The organism is Nonomuraea sp. NPDC026600 (genome assembly GCF_040638335.1).
Classification (GTDB): Bacteria; Actinomycetota; Actinomycetes; order Streptosporangiales; family Streptosporangiaceae; genus Nonomuraea.
Map to the genome: position 1 here is coordinate 15225 of NZ_JBEZYD010000027.1, position 18499 is coordinate 33723.

Below are 18499 nucleotides of genomic sequence, written 5' to 3' on the forward strand. Positions count from 1 at the left end.
GGCAGGACCAGCACGCCCAGGCCGAGCCACTCCTTTAAACCGGCACGCTGGCCGGAGCTGATATCCGCGGTTGTCACGAGATGTCCTTTCGATCGTCAGGCTGGGGAGGAGTTACGCCGCCCCTATCGACGGTTGGGGGATGGCCTGGCGGGCCGGGGGGATCCACGAGCCAGGCCAAAACGGTACCGGGGTTAGGTACTTGGATGAGTGGAAGAAACCATACCCCGGCTAGGTATGCTGGAGATAAGCGGATCCGCTGGAAAGAGAGCGTTCGGGAGGTGAGGTCAGCCGTGTTCCGCGTGCTGGCCGTGGTCGGTGACCTGGGCGTCGAACCACGCGTGCAACGCTGAGACCAGGGGCGCGTCGGAGGTGGTGTAGGTGATCCGGGCGCCAGCGGGCAGTTCGGCGTAGCGGATGTCGATGCGGCTGTGGCCTTGTTCGAGATCGCGCAGGCCCGGCATCTCGCCGCCGTGGATGGAGGCGGGGTCGCCGTAGTCGCCCTTGCTGAAGCCCGCAGCCTCGGCGGTCAGGTGCTGGCGGATCAGTTTGACCTGCTCGGCGTCGGCGGGGTTGTCGGAGGTTACCGTCTGCACGCCGCCGGTGGCGGATTTGGCGAAGCGATGAGTGGTGCGTTCCAGGTCGAACGGCATCACCTGCTGGCTTCTGGCGGCGATCTCGGCCTGCCGGGCGGCCATCGCCTGCTGCTCGTTGCGGCTGATGAGCACGTACGCCGTCGCGGCGACGACGATGAGCGCGAGCGCCGCGACGAGCGCCTGGGTGCGTCGATTCTTACGTTTCATCTATGGCCTCCGTGAGGATGGTCAGGGCGCGCAGCACGTCGGCGCGTTCGCCCTCGGGGACACGCGCCAAAACGGCGGAGAACCGCTTTGCTCTGGCCTCGGCCAGCCGGGCCGCGGCCTTCACCCCTTGCGGGGTGAGCTGGACCAGCACGCCGCGTCCATCGTCAGGCGCCGGGGTGCGCTCGGCCCAGCCGCGATTGATGAGCTGGGTGACCAGCCGGCTGGTGGTGCTCTTCTCCAGCCGGAGCCGCTGCGCCAGCTCGCTCTGCCGCAACGCGCCATCCCTGGCCAACTCGCCCAGCGCGTGAGCCTCCGACACCGGGACGGGCTGCCCGCAGGGCGTCTGGTCCGGCTGGTGAAGGCCGAAAGCCCGCACGAAGCGTGCCACGGCTTCCTGGAGTTCGCGATCATCCGCCATGGTTCGACCATACAACTATATGGTTGTATGGAGCAACCAGATGGCCGGCAAGGTGGGAAGGTCCTCGTGCGGCCCACCCTGCTGGTGCTCGGCACCCTGCCCGGCGTCATCCTCGGTGCCCTGTGTCGCAGTAGGTCGGGCGAGGCATGACCTAATCCATCCCTCGGTCATCGCCCTGCTCGCCACCGGCTCATTTATGGCGGCTGCCTGGGCGAGCGCCCTCCTCGCTGCCCAGGCCTGGTCCTGGCCGACCCTACGCAGGGCAGACTGCTCTACGGCGCGGGCCTGGTGATGATCGTGGCCGTTCTCATAATGATGGGACTGGGACCCGCCGCCCTCAACTGGCCATCGCGGCAGCTGCGACCGCGAGCCTGATCCGCGTCCTGGCCATGATCTGGGGACTCCCCGCGGGTTTTACCCGTTAGCCCAGCAACATCTGGGATCGCCTTTAGTTTCCAGCGGTAGTGCTGCGGCGTTCGATGAAGATGACGTCGCGCCAGACACCGTGGTGGCGGCCGATCCGCTCGCGGGTGCCGACCACGCGGAAGCCGAGCGCCTGGTGGAGTGAGAGGCTGGCGTGGTTCTCGGGGAAGACGCCAGACTGGATGGTCCAGACGCCCGTGTCCTCGGTGGCGGCGATGAACGCGGTGAGCAGCGCACGGCCGATGCCGTGTGCCTGGCAGCCGGGATGGACGTAGACGCTGTGCTCCACAACCCCGGCGTACACCGGCCGGGCCGAGATCGCCGAGGCGGCCACCCAGCCGACGACTTGGCCGGTCTCGGTGTCGGTGGCCACGTAGCGCAGGTGCGGCAGCTTGGCCGCGGTGAAGCCCTCCCAGCTCGGGGCGGTGGTCTCGAAGCTGGCCTGGCCGGTGTCGAGCCCGGCCTGGTAGATGGCCAGGACCTGCTGGGCGTCGGTGTCGCGCATAGGGCGGATCTCCAGGCCAGGTGAGATCGCGGGCTTGGTCGCCTGGATGATCGCCGAATGGACGCCGTCACCGTGGTCGGCGGTCAGTGTGATCGAGGCGTCAACAAAGCCGGTGGTCAGCAGCAGGTCGCGATAGCCGTCGACGGTGAGGAAGCCGGCGACACAGCCGATTCGCTGTTCGGCCGCGGCCCTCAGTTCCGGGTTCAGGACGTGGTCGGCGACGATGTCGCTGACGCCGAACCGGCCGCCGGCCTTGAGTACACGGAAAGCCTCGGCGAGTACGGCGGCCTTGTCGCTGGACAGGTTGATCACGCAGTTGGAGATGACGGCGTCGACCGTGTGATTCGGCAGCGGGATCGTCTCGATGGCGGCGAGCAGGAACTCCACGTTGTGCACTCCTGCCTGCTCGGTGTTGCGGCGGGCCAGCGTGAGCATGTCGGGGCTGGCGTCCAGGCCGTACGCCTTCCCGTGCGGGCCAACCCGGCGGGCCGATAGCAGCACGTCGATGCCGCCGCCCGAGCCCAGGTCCAGGACGGATTCACCAGTGCGCAACTCGGCCACGGCGACTGGGTTTCCGCACCCCAGGCTGGCCCGTACCGCTGCCTCGGGCAGCGCGCTGGTGTCGTCGTATCCGGCGGCGCCGAAGCAGCCCTGCTCGAAGGCGTCCGGACCGCAGTCCGCGATAGCCTGGCCAGCGGCCGCGGCCCTGGCCAACTGGGAGTAGCGGTCCACGATCTCGTCGTGCGCCATGGCGGTCTCCTTTACTCACAGGTAGGCGCGGCCGGAACGGGGTTGCCCATGACCACGTCGGCGGCGGTCGGGAAGCAACTCACACAGGCTTCGTTGATCCGGTACAGGCTGGAGGTGCCCTGCTTCTCGACCAGTACGAAGCGCACCTCCGCCAAGATCTTCAGGTGGTGCGACACGGTGGACTGACCCACGCCGGAGGCAGTCACGATCTCGCCCACGCTCATCGGTGTCCGGCGCCGAGCCAGCAACGACACGATCTGGATCCGAGTGGCGTCGGCCAGCGCCTTGAACCAACTCGCGTACTCCTCAGCTTCGGCTCGTGCCAAAGGCCCCATTCGTGCATCCATCGATAATCGACGATAGTCGATGGAGTGACGGAGGGGAATCCTTCCGTCCGCATCTCCTGGACGTTCGCGCTGACTCGGCTAGGAGGCCGTAACAGAATGCCGCGGACCTGCCGATGAACGTGCGTCAGGGCTCACCCGGTACCGGTTGCGTTCACGGGAGTGGTGTATGAGTTTGGCCTGGTGACAGGGGTGACGTCGAGGTAGTCGAACTCTCCCGCAGGGCTTCGGCGTAGCGCCTGACGGTACGGGGGTTTGCGCAGGCGCTGATCCGCACCCTGCCACGGCCGAAGGCCGCCACCGCGCCCGCCGACCCGGACGGCCCGGCGGGCACCGATCATCACGCCCCTCTCGACGGGCACCGGTGAAGCCGCCCGTCTGGTGGTCGTCCGGGCGCGTGCAAGCGTAAGTAGCCCGCTGGAACGTGGTGAGGCGGCCAGGCCCGAACGCATGCTCGTCTGCTGTGGGTCAGCCGGTCCGGGGGCGCGGAGATGCGATGGCGCGGCGGGAGCGGGCCAGAGCCAGCCCACCCAGAACCATGGCGATCAGCCCCACCACCAGGGCTATGAAGCCTCCGACTATGCCGTAACCGGTGCCGGGACCACCGTCGGCGGCGGCCACGACCAGCCCGCCGACGACCATGCCGGCCAGCCCCGCAACGAGGGCCACGACGGCCCCCCTTCGCCCGGAGCCGGTGCCGATGCGCCCGGCCGCGCGGGCGAGACCCAGCCCACCGATGACCACGCCGGCCAGCCCGAGCAGCGCGGCCACCACGGACCACAGACGCCCGGTGGTCATGCTGTAGGCACTGACAGGGTCCGGCTGGGCGAAGACGTGTGCGGCCGCCGGTGTGGCAAGCCCGCAGATGGCGAGCGGGACGGTTACGGCGGCGGCAAGCAGGTGACGCACGGACATGTGGTGCTCCTTCCTCCTACGACTGGATGTCTTCTGAGCATGTCCGCCAGACTCATCGCGGGTCGTCCCGCGTACGAGGGCAATGTGTAATGCCGTCGGTGCGGCAGCGTGCTGCCGCGGACGCGGCAGGAGCGGCATAGGTACTGCGGGTGCGGTAGCCGGCCGATCGTCCCTGCGCAGGAGTCACTCGCGCCGGCATCGGGCTAGGGTGCGCGCATGGAGTCAGGATGGGCCGGTGTTCGGGCCGGTGTCATCGACTGGGCGGTCGCCGGTTGTGTGGCTGCGACGTTGCTGGTCACCGGGCTGTCCCAGCAGCATTCCGGCACGAACTCAGCCCTGCTCGGCTACGCGCTGCTGGTGCTCGGCGGCCTGGCGCTGGCCGCGCGCCGCCGGGCTCCGGTCGTGGTCCTGGTCGTCACCGGGATGTGCGCGGTGGGGTACCAGGCGGCCGGTTTCGACGTGCCCGCGGTCGCGTACCTGTTCGCGGTGTACGCCGCCGTACGGGCGGGACATCGCGCCGTCACCGTGGCGGCGAGCGTGGCCATGCTGGCCGCTCTTCCTCTGGCGGCCCTGGCTTCGGGCATGCACGACACGGGGGAGGCGTTCGCGCAGGCCCGAGGCGCGCTGGAGCTGGCCTGGCTGGTCGCGGCCGGCGCCGCGGGTGAGGCGCTGCGGCAGGCCGAGCGGCGGGCGGAGGAAGCGGAACGCACCCGGGAGGAGACCGCGCGGCGGCGCGCGGATGAGGAGCGGCTGCGCATCGCGCGGGAGCTGCACGATTCGCTCACCCACCAGATCTCGATCATCAAGGTGCAGGCCGAGGTCGCGGTCCACGTGGCCCGCAGGCGCGGTGAACAGGTGCCGGAGGCATTGCTGGCGATCCAGGAGGCGGGACGGGAGGCGACTCGGGAACTGCGGGCGACCTTGGAGGCGCTGCGCGATGACGACACGAGCCCGCCACGTGGGCTCGACCATGTCGCGGAGCTGGTGGAAAGCGCTCGGACGACCGGTCTGGACGCGACCCTGACGATCGAAGGGCAACAACACGACGTGCCGGCCGCGGTGAGCCGGACCGTCTACCGGATCGTTCAGGAATCGCTCACCAATATCACCCGGCATGCCGCCGCCACGACCGCGTCGGTCCGGATCGACTGCCGCCCGGACACCCTCGTGATCCGCATCGATGACGACGGCAAGGCCACACCGGACGCCGCCTCGGTGCCCGGGGTCGGGCTGCTCGGGATGCGCGAACGGGTCACCGCCCTCGGCGGACGCCTACGCGCGCAGCCGCGCGGCGAGGGCGGATTCACCGTCCAGGCCGAGCTCCCCGTGGACCGTACGTCGTGATCCGGGTCCTGCTGGTCGATGATCAGCCGCTCCTGCGCAGCGGATTCCGCGCGCTGCTCGACCTTGAGGACGACATCGAGGTGGTGGCCGAGGCCGGCGACGGGATGGAGGGCCTGGCGCTGATCAGGAAACATCTGCCCGACGTCGCGCTCATCGACGTCCAGATGCCGGTCCTCGACGGCATCGAGGCGACCCGGCGCATCGCCGCGGACCCGTCCCTGGCCGGGGTGCACGTCGTCATCCTGACCAACTACGGCTTCGACGAGTACGTCTTCAACGCGCTGCGCGCCGGCGCGGCCGGATTCCTCGTCAAGGACATCGTGCCCGAAGACTTCCTCCATGCCGTACGCGTCGCGGCACGTGGCGACGCGCTGCTCGCCCCGTCGATCACCCGCAAGCTCATCAACAGGTACGTCACCCAGCCGCTCCGCACCGGCACCGGGCCGGGACTGAAAGAACTCACCACACGTGAACGCGAAGCCGTCGTCCTGGTCGCGCGAGGCCTGTCCAACGACCAGATCGCCGACCAGATGGTGATCAGCCCGCTGACCGCAAAAACCCACATCAACCGAGCCATGGCCAAGCTCCGCGCTCGCGACCGCGCCCAGCTCGTCGTCCTCGCCTACGAATCCGGCCTGGTAGCGCCGTGCGATCGCTGATGGGTCCTTACGGGTAGAAGGATCGCCGACGGCGCGCGCTGGGTCAGGCGAGCACGGTGCGGGCCAGCCCGATGGCGGCACCGCCTGTCCTCACGCCACAGGAGGTCTCGTCATGATCGCATCTGAACAGCTCGCCGGCGTCCGCTACCTCGTCGACGACGTGGCCGCCGCCGTCGACTTCTACACCACCCATCTGGGCTCCGCCTCGCCGGACTGTCGTCCTTCTCCAGCGACGTGGTCGCCGGCTCCGGCGGACGCCAGATTTTGCTCACCGACCCCGCGGGCAACCTCATCGAACTGTTCCAGCCCGCCCACGCTCCGGCCACCACCGCCCCAGCCGGGCCCTGATCACCAAATCCCCCCGGCCAGCATCGACAGTCGTGACATCGAGCCAGGCGGTCGGCGCGGTAATCGTCACGCTCCTAATCGAGTCGGAATCTCGGCCCGATTCTCCTAAGGGCACCCGAGGAGTCACACCTTCGGGCCACCCGACCTCAGCGGTTCGGTAAGTCCAGACTGCTCCTTACCGCGGGGTGAAGGGGCCGGGGACCGGACGTACGGCGATGGACTGGCTCAGCGGGCGCTCCCCGCCCGTGGGGAACGGCGATCCCGGAGCCTCCTTCAACGCGCCGCCGGTTCCGATCTCGAACGCGACCACCTGGCTCGTGTCCCGGATTGCGGCGAAGACGTTCCGGCCGTCCGGGGTGATCGCGACCGCGTCGACGAGGGCGTGGTCGGGGGTGGGGGCGGGGGAGTCGGCGGTCGGCCTGAGCGAGCCGTCCGCGAGGATCGTGAAGCCGAGCAGGCCGCCGGGAGGTGAGTCGATGTCGGGGTCGTTGCTGGCGACGTACAGGTGCTGCCCGTCGGGCGTGACCTTGAGGCCGACCGGGCCGGTGGGTGCGGGGAACGGCGATCCGGGCACAGGGGTCAGCGAGCCGTCCGTGCCCCGCCGGAACCCCCACACGTTCAGCGTGACCGACGAGGCCACGTACACGAAGGCGCCGTCCGGGCTGATCGCGATCGCATAATCGGCGGGCCCCACCTTCGCCACGTCCTGCGCGGGTCCGAGCGAGCCGTCGAAGCGCACGGCGAACCTGGTGACGACCTGCGGCGGGCTGTCGGTGGTCGCGTCCCCATCGGCGTACGAGAGGTAGAGGAAGCGCCCATCGGGGGAGAGCACCGTCTGCTTGGGAAAGTTCGAGGTGGTGCGGAAATCTCGGCGATTGCCGGGCGTCCCGTTGAGGCCGATATCGAACGCCGAGATCGTCGCGTCACCGGTGTTGGTCACGTACAAGGTGCGCCCGTTCGGAGAGACGGTCGCCCCCCACGGCTCGTCGCCGGTCTTGAAGATCTGCGGGTCCGGCTGGAGCGCTCCCCGCGCCCCCACGCGGAACACCGAGAGCTCGTCGGAGTCGCTGTTGACCACGTACGCGGTGGCGCCGTTCGGGGTGAGGGCGATACCACGAGGGAAATCGCCGCCCGTGGACACCGGCTTGCCAATGGGCGTCAGGACGGCCCGCGGGCCGATCGCCAGGGAGGAGACGTTGCCGGAGCGTGCGTTCGTGACGTAGACCACGCCGCCGGACGGCGGCAGGACCGGTCCCGCAGCGGTGGCCAGGCCAGGAGATGGGACGGCGAGCAGCGCGGCAGCGGCCAGGACAGCGCCACCCACCCGCATGGATGACCAGATGGATAAGGATGACTTCTTGTACTTCATGATTTCCCCGTGGTTCGAGCGATGGTCCTACACCCGATAGGCGTGCCATCGCGTTCCATCTGTCACGGATGCCTTCGCGCCTGCGGTTCGGAAGCTGCGCGCCCTCTCGCGCGCCGCGTCCGCACCTCCTGCAGGCATTCGCCCCGAGACCAACCGAACCGCCTAGCGCTGCGTCCCTCAGGTCGGGTCGCCCGAGGGGATTTCACCCTCGGGCGACCCGACCTGAGTTCCACCGTGTTGTCGCGCGGACACCAGTCACTAGCCGAGGAGTTGGTCGGCGTGCATGCCGTACATCTCGTGGGCGATGCCGAATCCGAGGTCCTGGGTGAGGCGCCGTTTCCAGGGGCGCTGGGCGATGGCGTGGGTGAAGCGGCGGGCGGTGCGGGGGGCTTTCATGATGACCTCGGCCAGTTCCCAGGCGCGCGGGAGGAGACGGTCGGCGGGCTGCACCTCGTTGACCAGTCCGAGTTCGAGGGCCTGCTGGGCGCCGATCGGCTGACCGGTGTAAAGGTGATAAGCGGCGCGCTTGGTGCCGAGGAGTTCCTGGAGGGTGAGCTGCTGCCCGTCGCCGGGCGCGATGCCGGCCAACAGGTGCGGGTCGATAATGGTCGCGGTGTCGGCGGCCAGGGTGATGTCGCACAGCAGCGCGAACTCGGTGTGCGCCGGGCTGGGGCCGTTGATCGCCGCGATGGTGGGAATGTCGATGCCGAAGACGAAGTTCTCCAGCAGCTTGGTGGCGTCGTAGTAGGCGTGCTCGTAAGCGAAGTCCCTGGGGCGCGGGTTGTTCATCAACCCGTTCGCCGCCTCCGCGGGATCGGCGGCGGTGCTCTCAGGGGTGCCCAGCCACTGGTTGCCGGTGCCGGTGAGGATCAGCACTTCGTTGTCGGGGTCGTTGCCGATCTCCTGCCATGCCTGGGCCCAGGCGTTGTGCACGGCGAAGTCGAAGCGGGCTGGACCGCCGTCGGTGTGCATCCGCAGTTCGATGATCCCGTCACGGCGGCGCATGACGAAGTAGCGCGAATATTTCTCGGCATAGACCTCGAACTTCGGTCGTGCCACGTAGCCTCCGGCCCGGGCATGCCACTCATCGAGTTCCTGGGGCATCTGCGCAGCTCCTCGCTGGCTCATGGGCGTGTGCATAGGTAAGCTTCGGCGTAACCGAAGCGGTGCTCCGATTATGCGTAGCGGTGCTCCGGTTGGCAAGCCGTGACTGAAGGAGCCTGAGATGAACGATGCGGACGCCTGGCCGGCTGGCCTTCCGGTCCGTGCTGATGGCCGGCGCACCCACGAGCACCTCCTGGCCGCGGCCCGGGCGACCTTCGCGGAGCAGGGGACCGACGCATCCCTTCGGGAGGTGGCACGCCGGGCGGGGGTCGGCATCGCGACCCTGTACCGGCACTTCCCCACCCGGGAGGCGCTGCTCGAGACGCTGCTGCGGCAGGGGTTCGATACCCTTCGCGCCCGGGCGGCCCACCTCATCGCCTCCCCCGACCCCGGCCAGGCCCTTGTCACCTGGATACGAGAGCTGGCCGTGGCATCGGCCCGCTACGACGGCCTTCCCACTTCGGTCATGGCCGCTCTGCACGATCCGAGCTCAGCCCTGCACGCCTCCTGCACCGGCCTCCGCGCCGCAGCCGGCGACCTGCTGGCCTGCGCCCAGCGCTCTGGTCACATACGTGCCGACCTTGACGCCGACCAACTGCTCGCCGCGGTCAACGCCATGGCCTGGGCGACACGCCAGGCATCCTGGACAGCCGATACCGGGGACCGGTTCCTGTCACTCCTCATCGAAGGTCTGGAGGCCCGCCCCATCGACCCAACCCAGGTGGCTCTGTCTAGACGAATCGATGCTGTTGGTGATCTTTGAGGTCATTCTGGGGTCTCGGCCGCCAGGCGTCGGCAGAGGTGTTGGAACGGGCTGATCAGACGTGGCGGGCGGTCGGGGATGGTGCCAGGGGTGTAGTGGTCGGCGAGGCGGGTGATGTTGGTGCCGGTTGCGGGTTTGGATCTGCTGCAGTGGCTGGGGCAGCAGGGTGAGGTGGCAGCCCCGCTTGGTGTCGGCGCCCTGGCTGCAGGCGGTGATGCTGGGCCAGGCCGACCTCTCCGACTACTCCAAGGACCTTCCTCGTGACAGCCTTACCGGCGTGCGCGGGACTCTGGCGGGCGCGCAGGTGAGCGCGGACTTCCAAGCGCGGATGCGGGCGATGGACCCGGCCTTGACGGACTTCTCGTACGCGGCGGAGGCGTACGACGCGGTGGTGGTCGCGGCGCTGGCCGCCCGCGCGGCGCAAGGCGACCTCGGCCAGTCGGTCGCCGGCCGGCTGGCCGAGGTGAGCGGTGGCGGGCAGCGGTGCACGACCTTCCGCGAATGCGCCAAGCTGCTGGAGGCCGGAGTGGAGATCGACTACGACGGGCTCAGTGGGCGCATCGAGTTCGACAGCAACGGCGACGTCGGTGAGGGCACGTTCGGCGTCTACACCTACGGCCGGGACAACACCTACACCAGGACCGCAACCCGCGTGGTGCGGCCGGGCGGGTGATGGGGGTCTGGTCCGACGCCCCTCACCGCACAGGATTCATGTCTCTTCGAGCCTGGTGGTGAGCGCCCACAGCACCAGCGGGATCGCGACCGCCGCCGAAAGCCCGACCACCAACGGCACGCGTTCGCCGGGCGTCAGATGGTGCAGCAGTCGCAGGTGGATCGCCAGGTGTGGCACCGCGAACGTCAGGTACACGGCGAGCGCCGTGCGAACCATGCTCCGTCGTACGATGAAAGCGCTCACGCCCAGCGCCACCGACGTGGCCAGGCTCATCGCGCCGTAATCCATCACCAGATGCACGTTGTACGGCATGCGCATCCCCACCCACGGGATGGCGAAGAACGAGGCGGGCAGCAACAGCGCCCAGCAACCCACGCCGAACTGTGCCGCGCCGAGGAAGGCCAGGCCTCCGCGGAGCCATGTACGCGCGCTCATGCGGCGAGGAACTGTTCGAAGGTGATCTGTCCGACGGCGTGACCGGGAGCCAGGTGGCCCCCTTCTCGAAAGCCGCGGATACCGGCGCCGGGCAGCGGCACCGACACCACCGGCCGGCGGCTGGCGCGCGCGCGGGCATAGGCGCGGGCCAGATCGGCCGCGGCGCGCACCTCGGGCCCGCCCATGTCCGGTGCCCGGCCCGCCGGTGCCGCACCGGCCAGGTCGGTCAGGCGGGCGGCCACCTCGCCGGTGTCGACGGGCTGGAAGCTGACCCCGGCAGGCATCACGATCGCCGGCATCCACCGCTGGACCGTGCACATCCAGACGATGAGTTCGTGGAACTGGGTCGTGCGCTGGATGGTCAACGGCAGCCCGGACTCTGCTAAGAACCGCTCACACCCTAGCTTCGCCCGATAGTAGGAAATATCCACTCGATCGACGCCGACGATGGACACATAGATCAGGTGTGGACGACCGGTTCGCATCGCCGCCCGGACGAGGTTGCGGGTACCGTCTTCGTCCGCGCGGCCGTTGGCGGTCGCGCAGTGGATGATCGTGCCGGTGCCGGCGACCGCCTCCTCCAGTCCCTCGCCGGTGATCAGGTCGCCGCGGCACGTCGTCTCGTCAGACGACGGCTTGCGGCTCAGCACGCGTACGGCATGGCCGGCGGACAGAAGTCGTGGAACGAGCGCACGGCCGAGCCGGCCGGTACCGCCCGTCACCAGGATCGGGTTCGTCATGGGTGGCAACCCCCGCGGAGAGCGCGCGGCCGAGTGTGTTTCGGCCTCGCGCGGCTGTCAGGTCACCCATAAAGAACCGGACAGACCCGCCGAACGTGACAACCGCAGCTTGTCGGGATTGGCGATGATGCGAATCTCGCTGATCAGGCCGTCCGCCATCTCCGGCACCAGCGCGCCGATCAGTTCCTCGCCGGCCAGGGCCAGCAGGCCAGGCGTGCCGTTCAGCTCCGCGACCAACAGCCGCACCCGCTGACCGGTGGTGTTCAGCGCACCCACCAGATAGCGCGCCACCTTGTCGGCGCCGGAGACAGGGCGCCTGGCAGCGCTGATCCTGCCGCCACCGTCCACCCACACGGTCACGTCCTCGGCCAGCAACTTTTCCAGCCTCGGCAGATCTCCCTCCTGCGCGGCCGCCAGGAAACCCTCCAACAGGTCGCGGCGGTAGACGCGGTCCGTCCGGCGCTCGGTGCTCCCCGGGTCGTCGGCGAGCCGTAGGCGAGCACGCCGGTAGAGCTGCCGGGAGTTCGCCTCGGAGGAGTCGATGACCTCGGCCACCTGCCGATGGCTGTAGTCGAAGGCCTCACGTAGCACGAACACCGCACGCTCCATGGGGTTGAGTCGTTCCAGCAACACCAGGAAGGCCAGGGAGACGGAGTCCCGCTGCTCAGCACTGTCCAGCGGGCCCAGAGCGCTGTCCGCGGTCAGCACCGGCTCAGGCAGCCACGTACCGACATAGCTTTCCCGAAGAGCACGTGCCGACGTCAACCGGTTCACACACAGGTTGGTCGCCACCTTGGCCAGCCACGCCCACGGCGACTCGACGGCCGACGCGTGGTGCCAGCGAAGGAAGGTGTCCTGGATCACGTCCTCGGCCTCCTCGGCCGAACCCAGCATCCGATACGCCAACCCGAACAGCTTCGAGCGGTGCCGTTCGAACTCCTCGACCGCATCAACTGTCACGCCCACCAGCCTTCCAGGCCACCATGCCGGGCCGATATCCGACCTCAGTACGGCTGCGGTCGAGGACGCTCCGGAAGATCGCGGCCTACTGTCCTTGACGGGCGGCGAAGGTCAACAGGGTGATCGACGGGCGTAGATCGCGCGGGCCGGGCAGGGCCGCGATCTTCCGGAGGGTTCTCGACCCCCATGCCTTGCGGCCGGGCGGCGGCTGCAGCTCTTCGGCGGTGGCCACGCCGGGGATCTGCGCGGGCAGGCGGGCGGCCTCGGACACCGACAGGCCGAACGGCATGGGCGGCGCGGTGTAGCGGGCCGACATGCGGTAGCCCTTGAGCGTCCGGTTCCGGAACCAGGTGGGTATCGAGTCGAAGAACAGCCGCCCGCCGGGGAACCGCGCGGCACACTCGGCGATCAGGGACATCACCTGGTCGCGTTCGAGGTACATGAACAGACCCTCGCCGGAGATGAACACGCCACGCGCCGGATCGGGGATGTCCATCCACGTGCGGTCCAGCGCCGAGGCCGGGATCGCGGTCATGCGCGGCTCCGGCGGGAGCAGGCGGGTGCGCAGGTCGATGACGGGTGGCAGATCCACGGACAGCCAGTCGATGTCGGGCCGCCCCAGGCGCCAGTAGGTGGTCTGCAGACCCTCGCCGAGGGCGACCACCGTGGCGGCGGGATGCCGGTCCAGATAGGCGCGGATGGCGAGGTCCAGGGTGAGGGCGCGCAGCGGATGGGTCTGGCTGGGCTTGCCGAACCGGTCGTAGTCGTACTCGATCCGGCGGCAAAGGCGCTCCGCCAGCGGGTCGTGGAACGCCGAGCCGGGGTGCATCGACTCCTCGGCGCGGTTGCGCAGCGTCCAGAGACAGGTGGCCGCCACACCGTCCAGGGTCGCACCGTCGATCTTGTCATCGGTCATACTCACTCCCAGGTGAGTTAGGTAAGGCTAATCTTATTCCGGAGATGGCCTCATGGCCGGCGCAGCCCGTTGTACGTTCCTGACGACGGTTCCCACACCCGCAATGGTCGCCGGTCGTGGGTCGCCGGGCGTCCCCCCAAGAGAGGCTTCGCCCGCTACGACACCGGTAGGAGAAATCGGCCGGGGTACGCCATGGGGAGTAGCCGCGCAGGCGCCAAGGGGGCGACGTGATGCCTGCTGATCGCCCCAGAAGGTCACGAGGCGCCTCTGGCCTTCATCGGGGCGTGTTCGCCCAGGCCAGGGATTGATTCGGGGCTGCTCCGCGCGATCTGGAGATCGTCGTTCGCCGGTGAAAACCGGGTGGCATTTCGCGTCACTTGCCGGAATGCTGTGGGATGGGCGATGAGTTTTGTCGGTGGTGTCGGTCAGTCTTTGCATGACCACGACTTCTTGTGAGACCCAAGGCTGGGGACGCCAGCCGTGACCACATCATGTTCGACGACCCCCGATCGAGGTGCCGTGTCCAGCCCACAGCTCGACTCACCCGCCAAGTCCGCGACCGCAGTTTCAGGTCGCACCCCGGCCGTGATCCGGCTGCTGGTGCTCGCCACCTTCGTGGTCATCCTCAACGAGACGATCATGATCAATGCGATCCCGCGGCTGATGGACGCGCTGCACATAACCGAGCAGACGGCGCAGTGGCTCTCGACCGCCTTCATGTTGACCATGGCCGCCGTCATCCCGATCACCGGATGGTTCCTGCAACGGGTGTCCACCCGCAGCGCGTACACCACCGCGATGGGCTTGTTCCTGCTCGGCACGGCGTTGGCCGCCGTCGCGCCGACGTTCGAGGTGCTGCTGGGCGCCCGCATCATCCAGGCGTCCGGGACCGCTGTGATGATGCCGCTGCTGATGACCACGCTGATGCGGGTCGTGCCCGAGGCAGAACGGGGCCGGGTGATGGGCAACGTCACCCTGGCCATCTCCGTCGCGCCCGCCATGGGCCCGGCGATCTCCGGAGTGATCCTCAACTTCGGGTCCTGGCGCCTGCTGTTCGCCGTGGTGCTGCCCATCGCCGGGCTGATCACGTGGGGCGGCCTGAGGCAGCTCAAGAACGTCGGCGAGCCCGAGTTCAGCACCATCGACTGGTTCAGCGTGGTCACCGCCGCTGCCGGGTTCGGCGGCCTGGTCTACGGGCTCAGCCGGTTCAAGGATGGAGACATCCGCGTTGCCGCCGCCATCGTGGCGGCCGGCCTGGTCACCATCGCCGTCTTCGTCTTTCGCCAGCTGTCGTTGCAGAAGCGCGGCACGCCGCTGTTGGATCTGTGGACCCTGCGCCGCCGCACCTACACGGTCGCGCTGATCCTGATGGCGGTGGCCTTCATGTCCATGCTCGGCTCGATGATCCTGCTGCCGCTGTACCTGCAGAACGTCCGCGCGCTCAGCCCCCTGCAGACCGGCCTCCTCGTGATGCCGGGCGGGCTGGCGATGGGCCTGCTCGGTCCGACCGTCGGCCGCCTGTTCGACAACCACGGTGGTCGGGTTCTGGTCATCCCTGGCGCCATCGGGATCATGCTCTCGCTCGTCGGCTTCACCCAGATCACGATGACCATGCCGTACTGGCAGCTCCTCGGCCTGCACGCGCTGCTCATGGTGAGCCTGGCCGCGACCTTCACGCCGGTCTTCACTCTCGGGCTCGGAGCGGTCCCCCCGCACCTCTACTCGCACGGGAGCTCGATCCTGAGCACACTGCAGCAGGTCGCCGCGGCTATCGGTACCGCGCTTGTGATCACCGTGATGAGTGCGCGGGCCGAGACCCTGAAGGCCGAAGGCGTCACAGAGGTGCTCGCCAACCTCGACGGTATGCGGCTGGCCTTCGTCATCGGCGCCATCCTGTCGGTGGGCGTGGTCATCACCGCCCTGCTCCTACCGGCCCGGGCGGACAACGCCGGCGAGCACTAGGCGGCCGCGCACAGCATCAAGCTAGGCCTGGCTGCTGAGCCGGGCGTAGGCCGCGGGTGGCATGCCGACCGCGGCGGTGAAGTCGCGGGTCAGGTGGGCCTGGTCGGTGTAGCCGAGTTCGGTGGCCAGCGTGGCGAGGTCGACGCCCTGGGAGACCCGCTCCGCGGCCTCGTGCAGTCGGAAGCGGCGGATCACCCACTTGGGGCCGATGCCGACATAGTCCCGGAACAGGCGCTGCAGCGAGCGCACCGACAGCCCCGACCTGGTGGCCAGCTCGTCGACCCTGGTCATGGACACGTCGTTCTCCACCATCGCCACCAGCGCCGCGACCTCCTCGGCCAGCGGATCCTGCTCCGGCCCCAGACTCAGCAGGAACTTCTCGGTGAGCCCGATGGCGGCCCGGGGGTCGGGTTCGGCCAGGACCTGCTCGACCAGGGTCGCGCCTGCTGTGCCGTACATCTCGCCGATCTCCACGAAGCGGTCGGTCAGTTCGGAAACCGGGCGGCCGAGGAGCGGCCGGAAGCCACCGGGGCGGAAACGCGTGCCGAGCACGCGGCCGCTGCCCCGCATCGTGTAGGAGAACCCACCCTTGATCACACCCGCGATCCGGTGGAAGTCCTGGGCGATGGTCATGTTCACGGTGGGGTGGGAGACGATGCGCTGTTCGTACGGCTCGGCGAGGTCGATCCAGGTGACGACCCAGAAATGCTCTACGTACGCCGAAATTTCGGGTGATGGCGCCTGACGCGTGAAATTGAAGGCGTTGAGCCCCGCGTACGGGTCGACCCAGCCGCGCTGTCGCGTTTCTACAAGCCGTGCCTGAGGCAGGCGAGGAACCATTGCTGCCATGGACGACATGATGCCGCTGATGACGCGCGCCACCGAACGCACCTCCGGATTGGTGCGTACGGTGCGTCAAGACCAGTTCGGGTCGCCTACGCCATGTGCGAAGTACGACGTCAAAGACCTGATCAACCACCTGGAGTGGGTGGCGGAGCTGTTCGAGTCGCTGGGCCGCAAGGGACCGTGGATCGAGCAGGGACCTTACGTGGGCGACTTCGCCAAGCGGGCGGAGGGGACGCTCGCTGCCTGGTCTCGGCGCGAGGCATGGGACGGGACCAGCCCCGATATGGGCCTGCCGATGACCACGCTGGCTCACATGTACCTCGTCGACATGGTCGTGCACGGCTGGGACCTGGCCAGGGCCACCGGTCAGCAGTACGAGCCGGAGACCGAGGCCGTCTCGCGGGCGCTGGACTTCACCGGCCAGATGGTGGAGATGGGCAGGCAGCGCGGCGCCTTCGGGCCGCCGGTGGCGGTGCCGGACGACGCCCCGAAGTTCGACCGCCTGCTCGGCGTCATCGGCCGGGATCCGGCCTGGACCCCGTGATCCGCCGCGGTCTCCAAGGTCACGGTGCGTCGGCTGCGGCGTTGGCGTAGCGGCGGGCCAGGCGCGCGAAGGCGTTCTTGAGCTCGGCCGGGCCGACGACCTCGATGTCGGCGTCGAACTTGCCGATGGTGGCGGCCAGGCCAGGCCAGGACCACGAGCCCAGGACGAGCCGGCAGCGGTTCGGGCCGAGTTCCTCGGCGAATCCGTAGCGGGTGTAGCGGGACACGGCGGCGGCGGGTAGGTCGAGGATCACCTCGCCGCGGCAGGGCCAGTTGCCAGAGCTGTCGGAGTCCCAGAACTTGCCGGCCACGAAGGCGGCCACGTCACCTCCGGGCAGCTCGCGCGGGGTGAAGCGGGGTCCCGTAGGGGTGCGCGGGGTGATCCGATCGGCGCGGAAGGTGCGCCAGTCCTCGCGGTCGAGGTCCCAGGCGACGAGATACCAGCGCCCGTCCCAGGTGACGAGGTGATGGGGCTGCACCCGGCGCGGCGGAGTCCGCGCGCCGTGGTCGACCGCTCCTGGCCGGGATACGGCGGTGTGGTCGAAGCGCAGCACCTCGCGGGCGTGGACGGCGGCGCTGAGTGCCATGAGTACGCTGCTGTCGACCTGTGGGCCCGGCCGGATCGTGGGCCGCTCGACGGCGGTGACCTGGAGGGTGTCGATCCGGTGGCGCAGCCGGGCGGGCATGACCTGCCGGACGGTGTTCAGGGCGCGTGCCGCGGCTTCCGCGATGCCGGCGCCAGTGGTGGTGGCGATCTGGAGCGCGATGGCCAGAGCGATGGCCTGCTCGTCGTCGAACAGCAACGGGGGCAGCTCCGTGCCGGCTTCGAGCCGGTACCCACCGGCGGGCCCCTTGAAGGCCACTATGGGATAGCCGAGCTCGCGCAGGCGGTCGACGTCACGGCGTACGGTGCGCGGGCTGATGTCCAGCCGCTCGGCCAGCAGCGCCCCCGGCCAGTCCCGGCGCGTCTGGAGCAGCGAGAGCAACGACAGCAGTCGCGCTGAAGTCTTCGGCATGTTGCCTATATTGCCCGGAGAAGAGGCCACTACCTGTCCGCTTCGCCTGCGACTGTTGTCGTATGCCAGTCAACGACAACAACGCGACCGCTACCCCCACGTCCCCCTCAACGCTCGACGCCGAGCGAGGCGAACTGCTCGCCCAGCTCGCGGACGCGCGATCCGCCCTGACCGACACCGTCCGCGGGCTCAGCGACGAGCAACTCGGCGAGCGCCCGACGGTCAGCGCGCTGTGCCTGGGCGGGCTGATCAAGCACGTCGCGTCCATGGAGGAACAGTGGCTGCGGTTCGTGGTCGAGGGCCCGTCGGCGCTGCGCTACGACCTGCCCGACGGTGTCACCTGGGCCGATTTCGCGGCCGGTACCGCACGCGAGTTCCCGCAGTGGGCGATCGACCACCAGAACGACTTCCAGATGCTGCCCGGCGATACGCCGGCCGGGATCCTCGCGCGTTACGAGCAGGTCGCCGCGCGCAGTGAGGAGATCGTCGCCGCCGTCCCCGACCTGTCGGCGACACACCCGTTGCCGGAGGCGCCCTGGCACGAGCCGGGAGCGGTGCGCAGCGTACGCCGGGTGCTGATGCACGTCATCGCCGAGACCTCCCAGCACGCCGGGCACGCCGACATCCTGCGCGAGACGCTCGACGGGCAGAAATCAACCTGAACCG

The 18499-nt window shown here is 69.0% G+C and carries 21 protein-coding genes; 7 read left to right on the forward strand and 14 right to left on the reverse strand.

The window, feature by feature from the left end; genetic code table 11:
• Positions 1 to 284 precede the first annotated feature (284 nt).
• The 5 genes from AB0F17_RS43625 to AB0F17_RS43645 all read right to left on the reverse strand — a co-directional run bounded on the left by AB0F17_RS43625 (position 285) and on the right by AB0F17_RS43645 (position 4155).
• On the reverse strand, positions 285 to 800 hold the full coding sequence (locus AB0F17_RS43625) for a hypothetical protein (protein ID WP_358035825.1): 516 nt from the start codon (positions 798 to 800) through the stop codon (positions 285 to 287).
• Positions 790 to 1218 (reverse strand): MarR family transcriptional regulator, encoded by a 429-nt coding sequence (locus AB0F17_RS43630; protein ID WP_358035827.1) that lies wholly within the window; start codon positions 1216 to 1218, stop codon positions 790 to 792. The genes AB0F17_RS43625 and AB0F17_RS43630 overlap by 11 nt, the downstream gene beginning before the upstream one ends.
• A gap of 448 nt (positions 1219 to 1666) precedes the next feature.
• Positions 1667 to 2896 carry a GNAT family N-acetyltransferase gene (locus AB0F17_RS43635; RefSeq protein ID WP_358035829.1) on the reverse strand — a complete coding sequence of 410 codons (1230 nt, stop codon included), beginning with the start codon at positions 2894 to 2896 and terminating at the stop codon, positions 1667 to 1669.
• Between the two features lie 11 nt (positions 2897 to 2907).
• Positions 2908 to 3231: a metalloregulator ArsR/SmtB family transcription factor gene (locus AB0F17_RS43640; protein WP_358035831.1), complete on the reverse strand. Its 324-nt coding sequence runs from the start codon at positions 3229 to 3231 to the stop codon at positions 2908 to 2910.
• 477 nt (positions 3232 to 3708) lie between these two features.
• Complete coding sequence (locus AB0F17_RS43645; protein ID WP_358035833.1) at positions 3709 to 4155, reverse strand: DUF6223 family protein; 447 nt, start codon at positions 4153 to 4155, stop codon at positions 3709 to 3711.
• 216 nt (positions 4156 to 4371) lie between these two features.
• Here AB0F17_RS43645 and AB0F17_RS43650 point away from each other — a divergent pair, with 216 nt between their 5' ends.
• On the forward strand, positions 4372 to 5499 hold the full coding sequence (locus tag AB0F17_RS43650) for a sensor histidine kinase (RefSeq protein ID WP_358035835.1): 1128 nt from the start codon (positions 4372 to 4374) through the stop codon (positions 5497 to 5499).
• Positions 5496 to 6158, forward strand: coding sequence for a response regulator transcription factor (locus AB0F17_RS43655; protein ID WP_358035837.1), 663 nt, complete (start codon positions 5496 to 5498; stop codon positions 6156 to 6158). Before AB0F17_RS43650 ends, AB0F17_RS43655 begins: the two co-directional genes overlap by 4 nt.
• Positions 6159 to 6201: 43 nt before the next feature.
• Here the strand turns inward: AB0F17_RS43655 and AB0F17_RS43660 are convergent, their stop codons facing one another.
• The 3 genes from AB0F17_RS43660 to AB0F17_RS43670 form a co-directional block, all read right to left on the reverse strand.
• A complete protein-coding gene (locus AB0F17_RS43660; RefSeq protein ID WP_358035839.1) occupies positions 6202 to 6351 on the reverse strand; it encodes a hypothetical protein in 150 nt (49 codons plus the stop codon).
• A gap of 330 nt (positions 6352 to 6681) precedes the next feature.
• Positions 6682 to 7875 carry a beta-propeller fold lactonase family protein gene (locus AB0F17_RS43665; protein WP_358035841.1) on the reverse strand — a complete coding sequence of 398 codons (1194 nt, stop codon included), beginning with the start codon at positions 7873 to 7875 and terminating at the stop codon, positions 6682 to 6684.
• A gap of 258 nt (positions 7876 to 8133) precedes the next feature.
• On the reverse strand, positions 8134 to 8979 hold the full coding sequence (locus tag AB0F17_RS43670) for an enoyl-CoA hydratase/isomerase family protein (RefSeq protein WP_358035843.1): 846 nt from the start codon (positions 8977 to 8979) through the stop codon (positions 8134 to 8136).
• 121 nt (positions 8980 to 9100) lie between these two features.
• Between AB0F17_RS43670 and AB0F17_RS43675 the strand changes: the two genes are divergently transcribed.
• Together AB0F17_RS43675 and AB0F17_RS43680 are read left to right on the forward strand one after the other, a co-directional pair.
• Positions 9101 to 9742, forward strand: coding sequence for a helix-turn-helix domain-containing protein (locus AB0F17_RS43675; protein WP_358035845.1), 642 nt, complete (start codon positions 9101 to 9103; stop codon positions 9740 to 9742).
• Positions 9743 to 9929: 187 nt separating this feature from the next.
• Positions 9930 to 10415: a hypothetical protein gene (locus AB0F17_RS43680; protein WP_358035847.1), complete on the forward strand. Its 486-nt coding sequence runs from the start codon at positions 9930 to 9932 to the stop codon at positions 10413 to 10415.
• A 36-nt stretch (positions 10416 to 10451) separates the two neighbouring features.
• On the opposite strand, the gene AB0F17_RS43685 is transcribed toward AB0F17_RS43680, so the two are convergent.
• From AB0F17_RS43685 to AB0F17_RS43700, 4 genes are all read right to left on the reverse strand, one after another.
• A complete protein-coding gene (locus tag AB0F17_RS43685; protein WP_358035849.1) occupies positions 10452 to 10850 on the reverse strand; it encodes a hypothetical protein in 399 nt (132 codons plus the stop codon).
• The gene (locus AB0F17_RS43690) at positions 10847 to 11590 is read right to left on the reverse strand and encodes an NAD(P)H-binding protein (protein WP_358035851.1); all 744 of its coding nucleotides are present in this window, start codon (positions 11588 to 11590) and stop codon (positions 10847 to 10849) included. Before AB0F17_RS43690 ends, AB0F17_RS43685 begins: the two co-directional genes overlap by 4 nt.
• Before the next feature lie 57 nt (positions 11591 to 11647).
• Positions 11648 to 12550, reverse strand: coding sequence for an RNA polymerase sigma-70 factor (locus tag AB0F17_RS43695; protein ID WP_358035853.1), 903 nt, complete (start codon positions 12548 to 12550; stop codon positions 11648 to 11650).
• Positions 12551 to 12635: 85 nt separating this feature from the next.
• Entirely contained in the window at positions 12636 to 13466 is an 831-nt protein-coding gene (locus AB0F17_RS43700; protein ID WP_358035855.1) for a class I SAM-dependent methyltransferase, read from the reverse strand.
• Between the two features lie 519 nt (positions 13467 to 13985).
• Here AB0F17_RS43700 and AB0F17_RS43705 point away from each other — a divergent pair.
• Positions 13986 to 15428, forward strand: a complete 1443-nt coding sequence (locus AB0F17_RS43705) for an MDR family MFS transporter (protein WP_358035857.1) — start codon at positions 13986 to 13988, stop codon at positions 15426 to 15428.
• A 21-nt stretch (positions 15429 to 15449) separates the two neighbouring features.
• Here AB0F17_RS43705 and AB0F17_RS43710 read toward each other — a convergent pair whose 3' ends face one another.
• Entirely contained in the window at positions 15450 to 16277 is an 828-nt protein-coding gene (locus AB0F17_RS43710; protein WP_358035859.1) for a helix-turn-helix domain-containing protein, read from the reverse strand.
• On the opposite strand from AB0F17_RS43710, the gene AB0F17_RS43715 reads away from it, so the two are divergent.
• Positions 16276 to 16818, forward strand: a complete 543-nt coding sequence (locus AB0F17_RS43715) for a TIGR03086 family metal-binding protein (protein ID WP_358035861.1) — start codon at positions 16276 to 16278, stop codon at positions 16816 to 16818. The two genes, AB0F17_RS43710 and AB0F17_RS43715, sit on opposite strands and share 2 nt — an antisense overlap.
• Positions 16819 to 16837: 19 nt before the next feature.
• On the opposite strand, the gene AB0F17_RS43720 is transcribed toward AB0F17_RS43715, so the two are convergent.
• Positions 16838 to 17833: a WYL domain-containing protein gene (locus tag AB0F17_RS43720; RefSeq protein ID WP_358035863.1), complete on the reverse strand. Its 996-nt coding sequence runs from the start codon at positions 17831 to 17833 to the stop codon at positions 16838 to 16840.
• A gap of 62 nt (positions 17834 to 17895) precedes the next feature.
• Between AB0F17_RS43720 and AB0F17_RS43725 the strand changes: the two genes are divergently transcribed.
• Positions 17896 to 18495, forward strand: coding sequence for a DinB family protein (locus AB0F17_RS43725; RefSeq protein ID WP_358035865.1), 600 nt, complete (start codon positions 17896 to 17898; stop codon positions 18493 to 18495).
• Positions 18496 to 18499 lie beyond the last annotated feature (4 nt).

What these genes read in the sequence shown, in the direction of transcription:
- AB0F17_RS43625 (WP_358035825.1), bottom strand. Translation starts at nt 800, where the DNA reads ATGAAACGTAAGAATCGACGCACCCAGGCGCTCGTCGCGGCGCTCGCG.
- AB0F17_RS43630 (WP_358035827.1), bottom strand. Translation starts at nt 1,218, where the DNA reads ATGGCGGATGATCGCGAACTCCAGGAAGCCGTGGCACGCTTCGTGCGG.
- AB0F17_RS43635 (WP_358035829.1), bottom strand. Translation starts at nt 2,896, where the DNA reads ATGGCGCACGACGAGATCGTGGACCGCTACTCCCAGTTGGCCAGGGCC.
- AB0F17_RS43640 (WP_358035831.1), bottom strand. Translation starts at nt 3,231, where the DNA reads ATGGGGCCTTTGGCACGAGCCGAAGCTGAGGAGTACGCGAGTTGGTTC.
- AB0F17_RS43645 (WP_358035833.1), bottom strand. Translation starts at nt 4,155, where the DNA reads ATGTCCGTGCGTCACCTGCTTGCCGCCGCCGTAACCGTCCCGCTCGCC.
- AB0F17_RS43650 (WP_358035835.1), top strand. Translation starts at nt 4,372, where the DNA reads ATGGAGTCAGGATGGGCCGGTGTTCGGGCCGGTGTCATCGACTGGGCG.
- AB0F17_RS43660 (WP_358035839.1), bottom strand. Translation starts at nt 6,351, where the DNA reads ATGGGTGGTGTAGAAGTCGACGGCGGCGGCCACGTCGTCGACGAGGTA.
- AB0F17_RS43665 (WP_358035841.1), bottom strand. Translation starts at nt 7,875, where the DNA reads ATGAAGTACAAGAAGTCATCCTTATCCATCTGGTCATCCATGCGGGTG.
- AB0F17_RS43670 (WP_358035843.1), bottom strand. Translation starts at nt 8,979, where the DNA reads ATGCCCCAGGAACTCGATGAGTGGCATGCCCGGGCCGGAGGCTACGTG.
- AB0F17_RS43675 (WP_358035845.1), top strand. Translation starts at nt 9,101, where the DNA reads ATGAACGATGCGGACGCCTGGCCGGCTGGCCTTCCGGTCCGTGCTGAT.
- AB0F17_RS43685 (WP_358035849.1), bottom strand. Translation starts at nt 10,850, where the DNA reads ATGAGCGCGCGTACATGGCTCCGCGGAGGCCTGGCCTTCCTCGGCGCG.
- AB0F17_RS43690 (WP_358035851.1), bottom strand. Translation starts at nt 11,590, where the DNA reads ATGACGAACCCGATCCTGGTGACGGGCGGTACCGGCCGGCTCGGCCGT.
- AB0F17_RS43700 (WP_358035855.1), bottom strand. Translation starts at nt 13,466, where the DNA reads ATGACCGATGACAAGATCGACGGTGCGACCCTGGACGGTGTGGCGGCC.
- AB0F17_RS43715 (WP_358035861.1), top strand. Translation starts at nt 16,276, where the DNA reads ATGGACGACATGATGCCGCTGATGACGCGCGCCACCGAACGCACCTCC.
- AB0F17_RS43710 (WP_358035859.1), bottom strand. Translation starts at nt 16,277, where the DNA reads ATGGCAGCAATGGTTCCTCGCCTGCCTCAGGCACGGCTTGTAGAAACG.
- AB0F17_RS43720 (WP_358035863.1), bottom strand. Translation starts at nt 17,833, where the DNA reads ATGCCGAAGACTTCAGCGCGACTGCTGTCGTTGCTCTCGCTGCTCCAG.
- AB0F17_RS43725 (WP_358035865.1), top strand. Translation starts at nt 17,896, where the DNA reads ATGCCAGTCAACGACAACAACGCGACCGCTACCCCCACGTCCCCCTCA.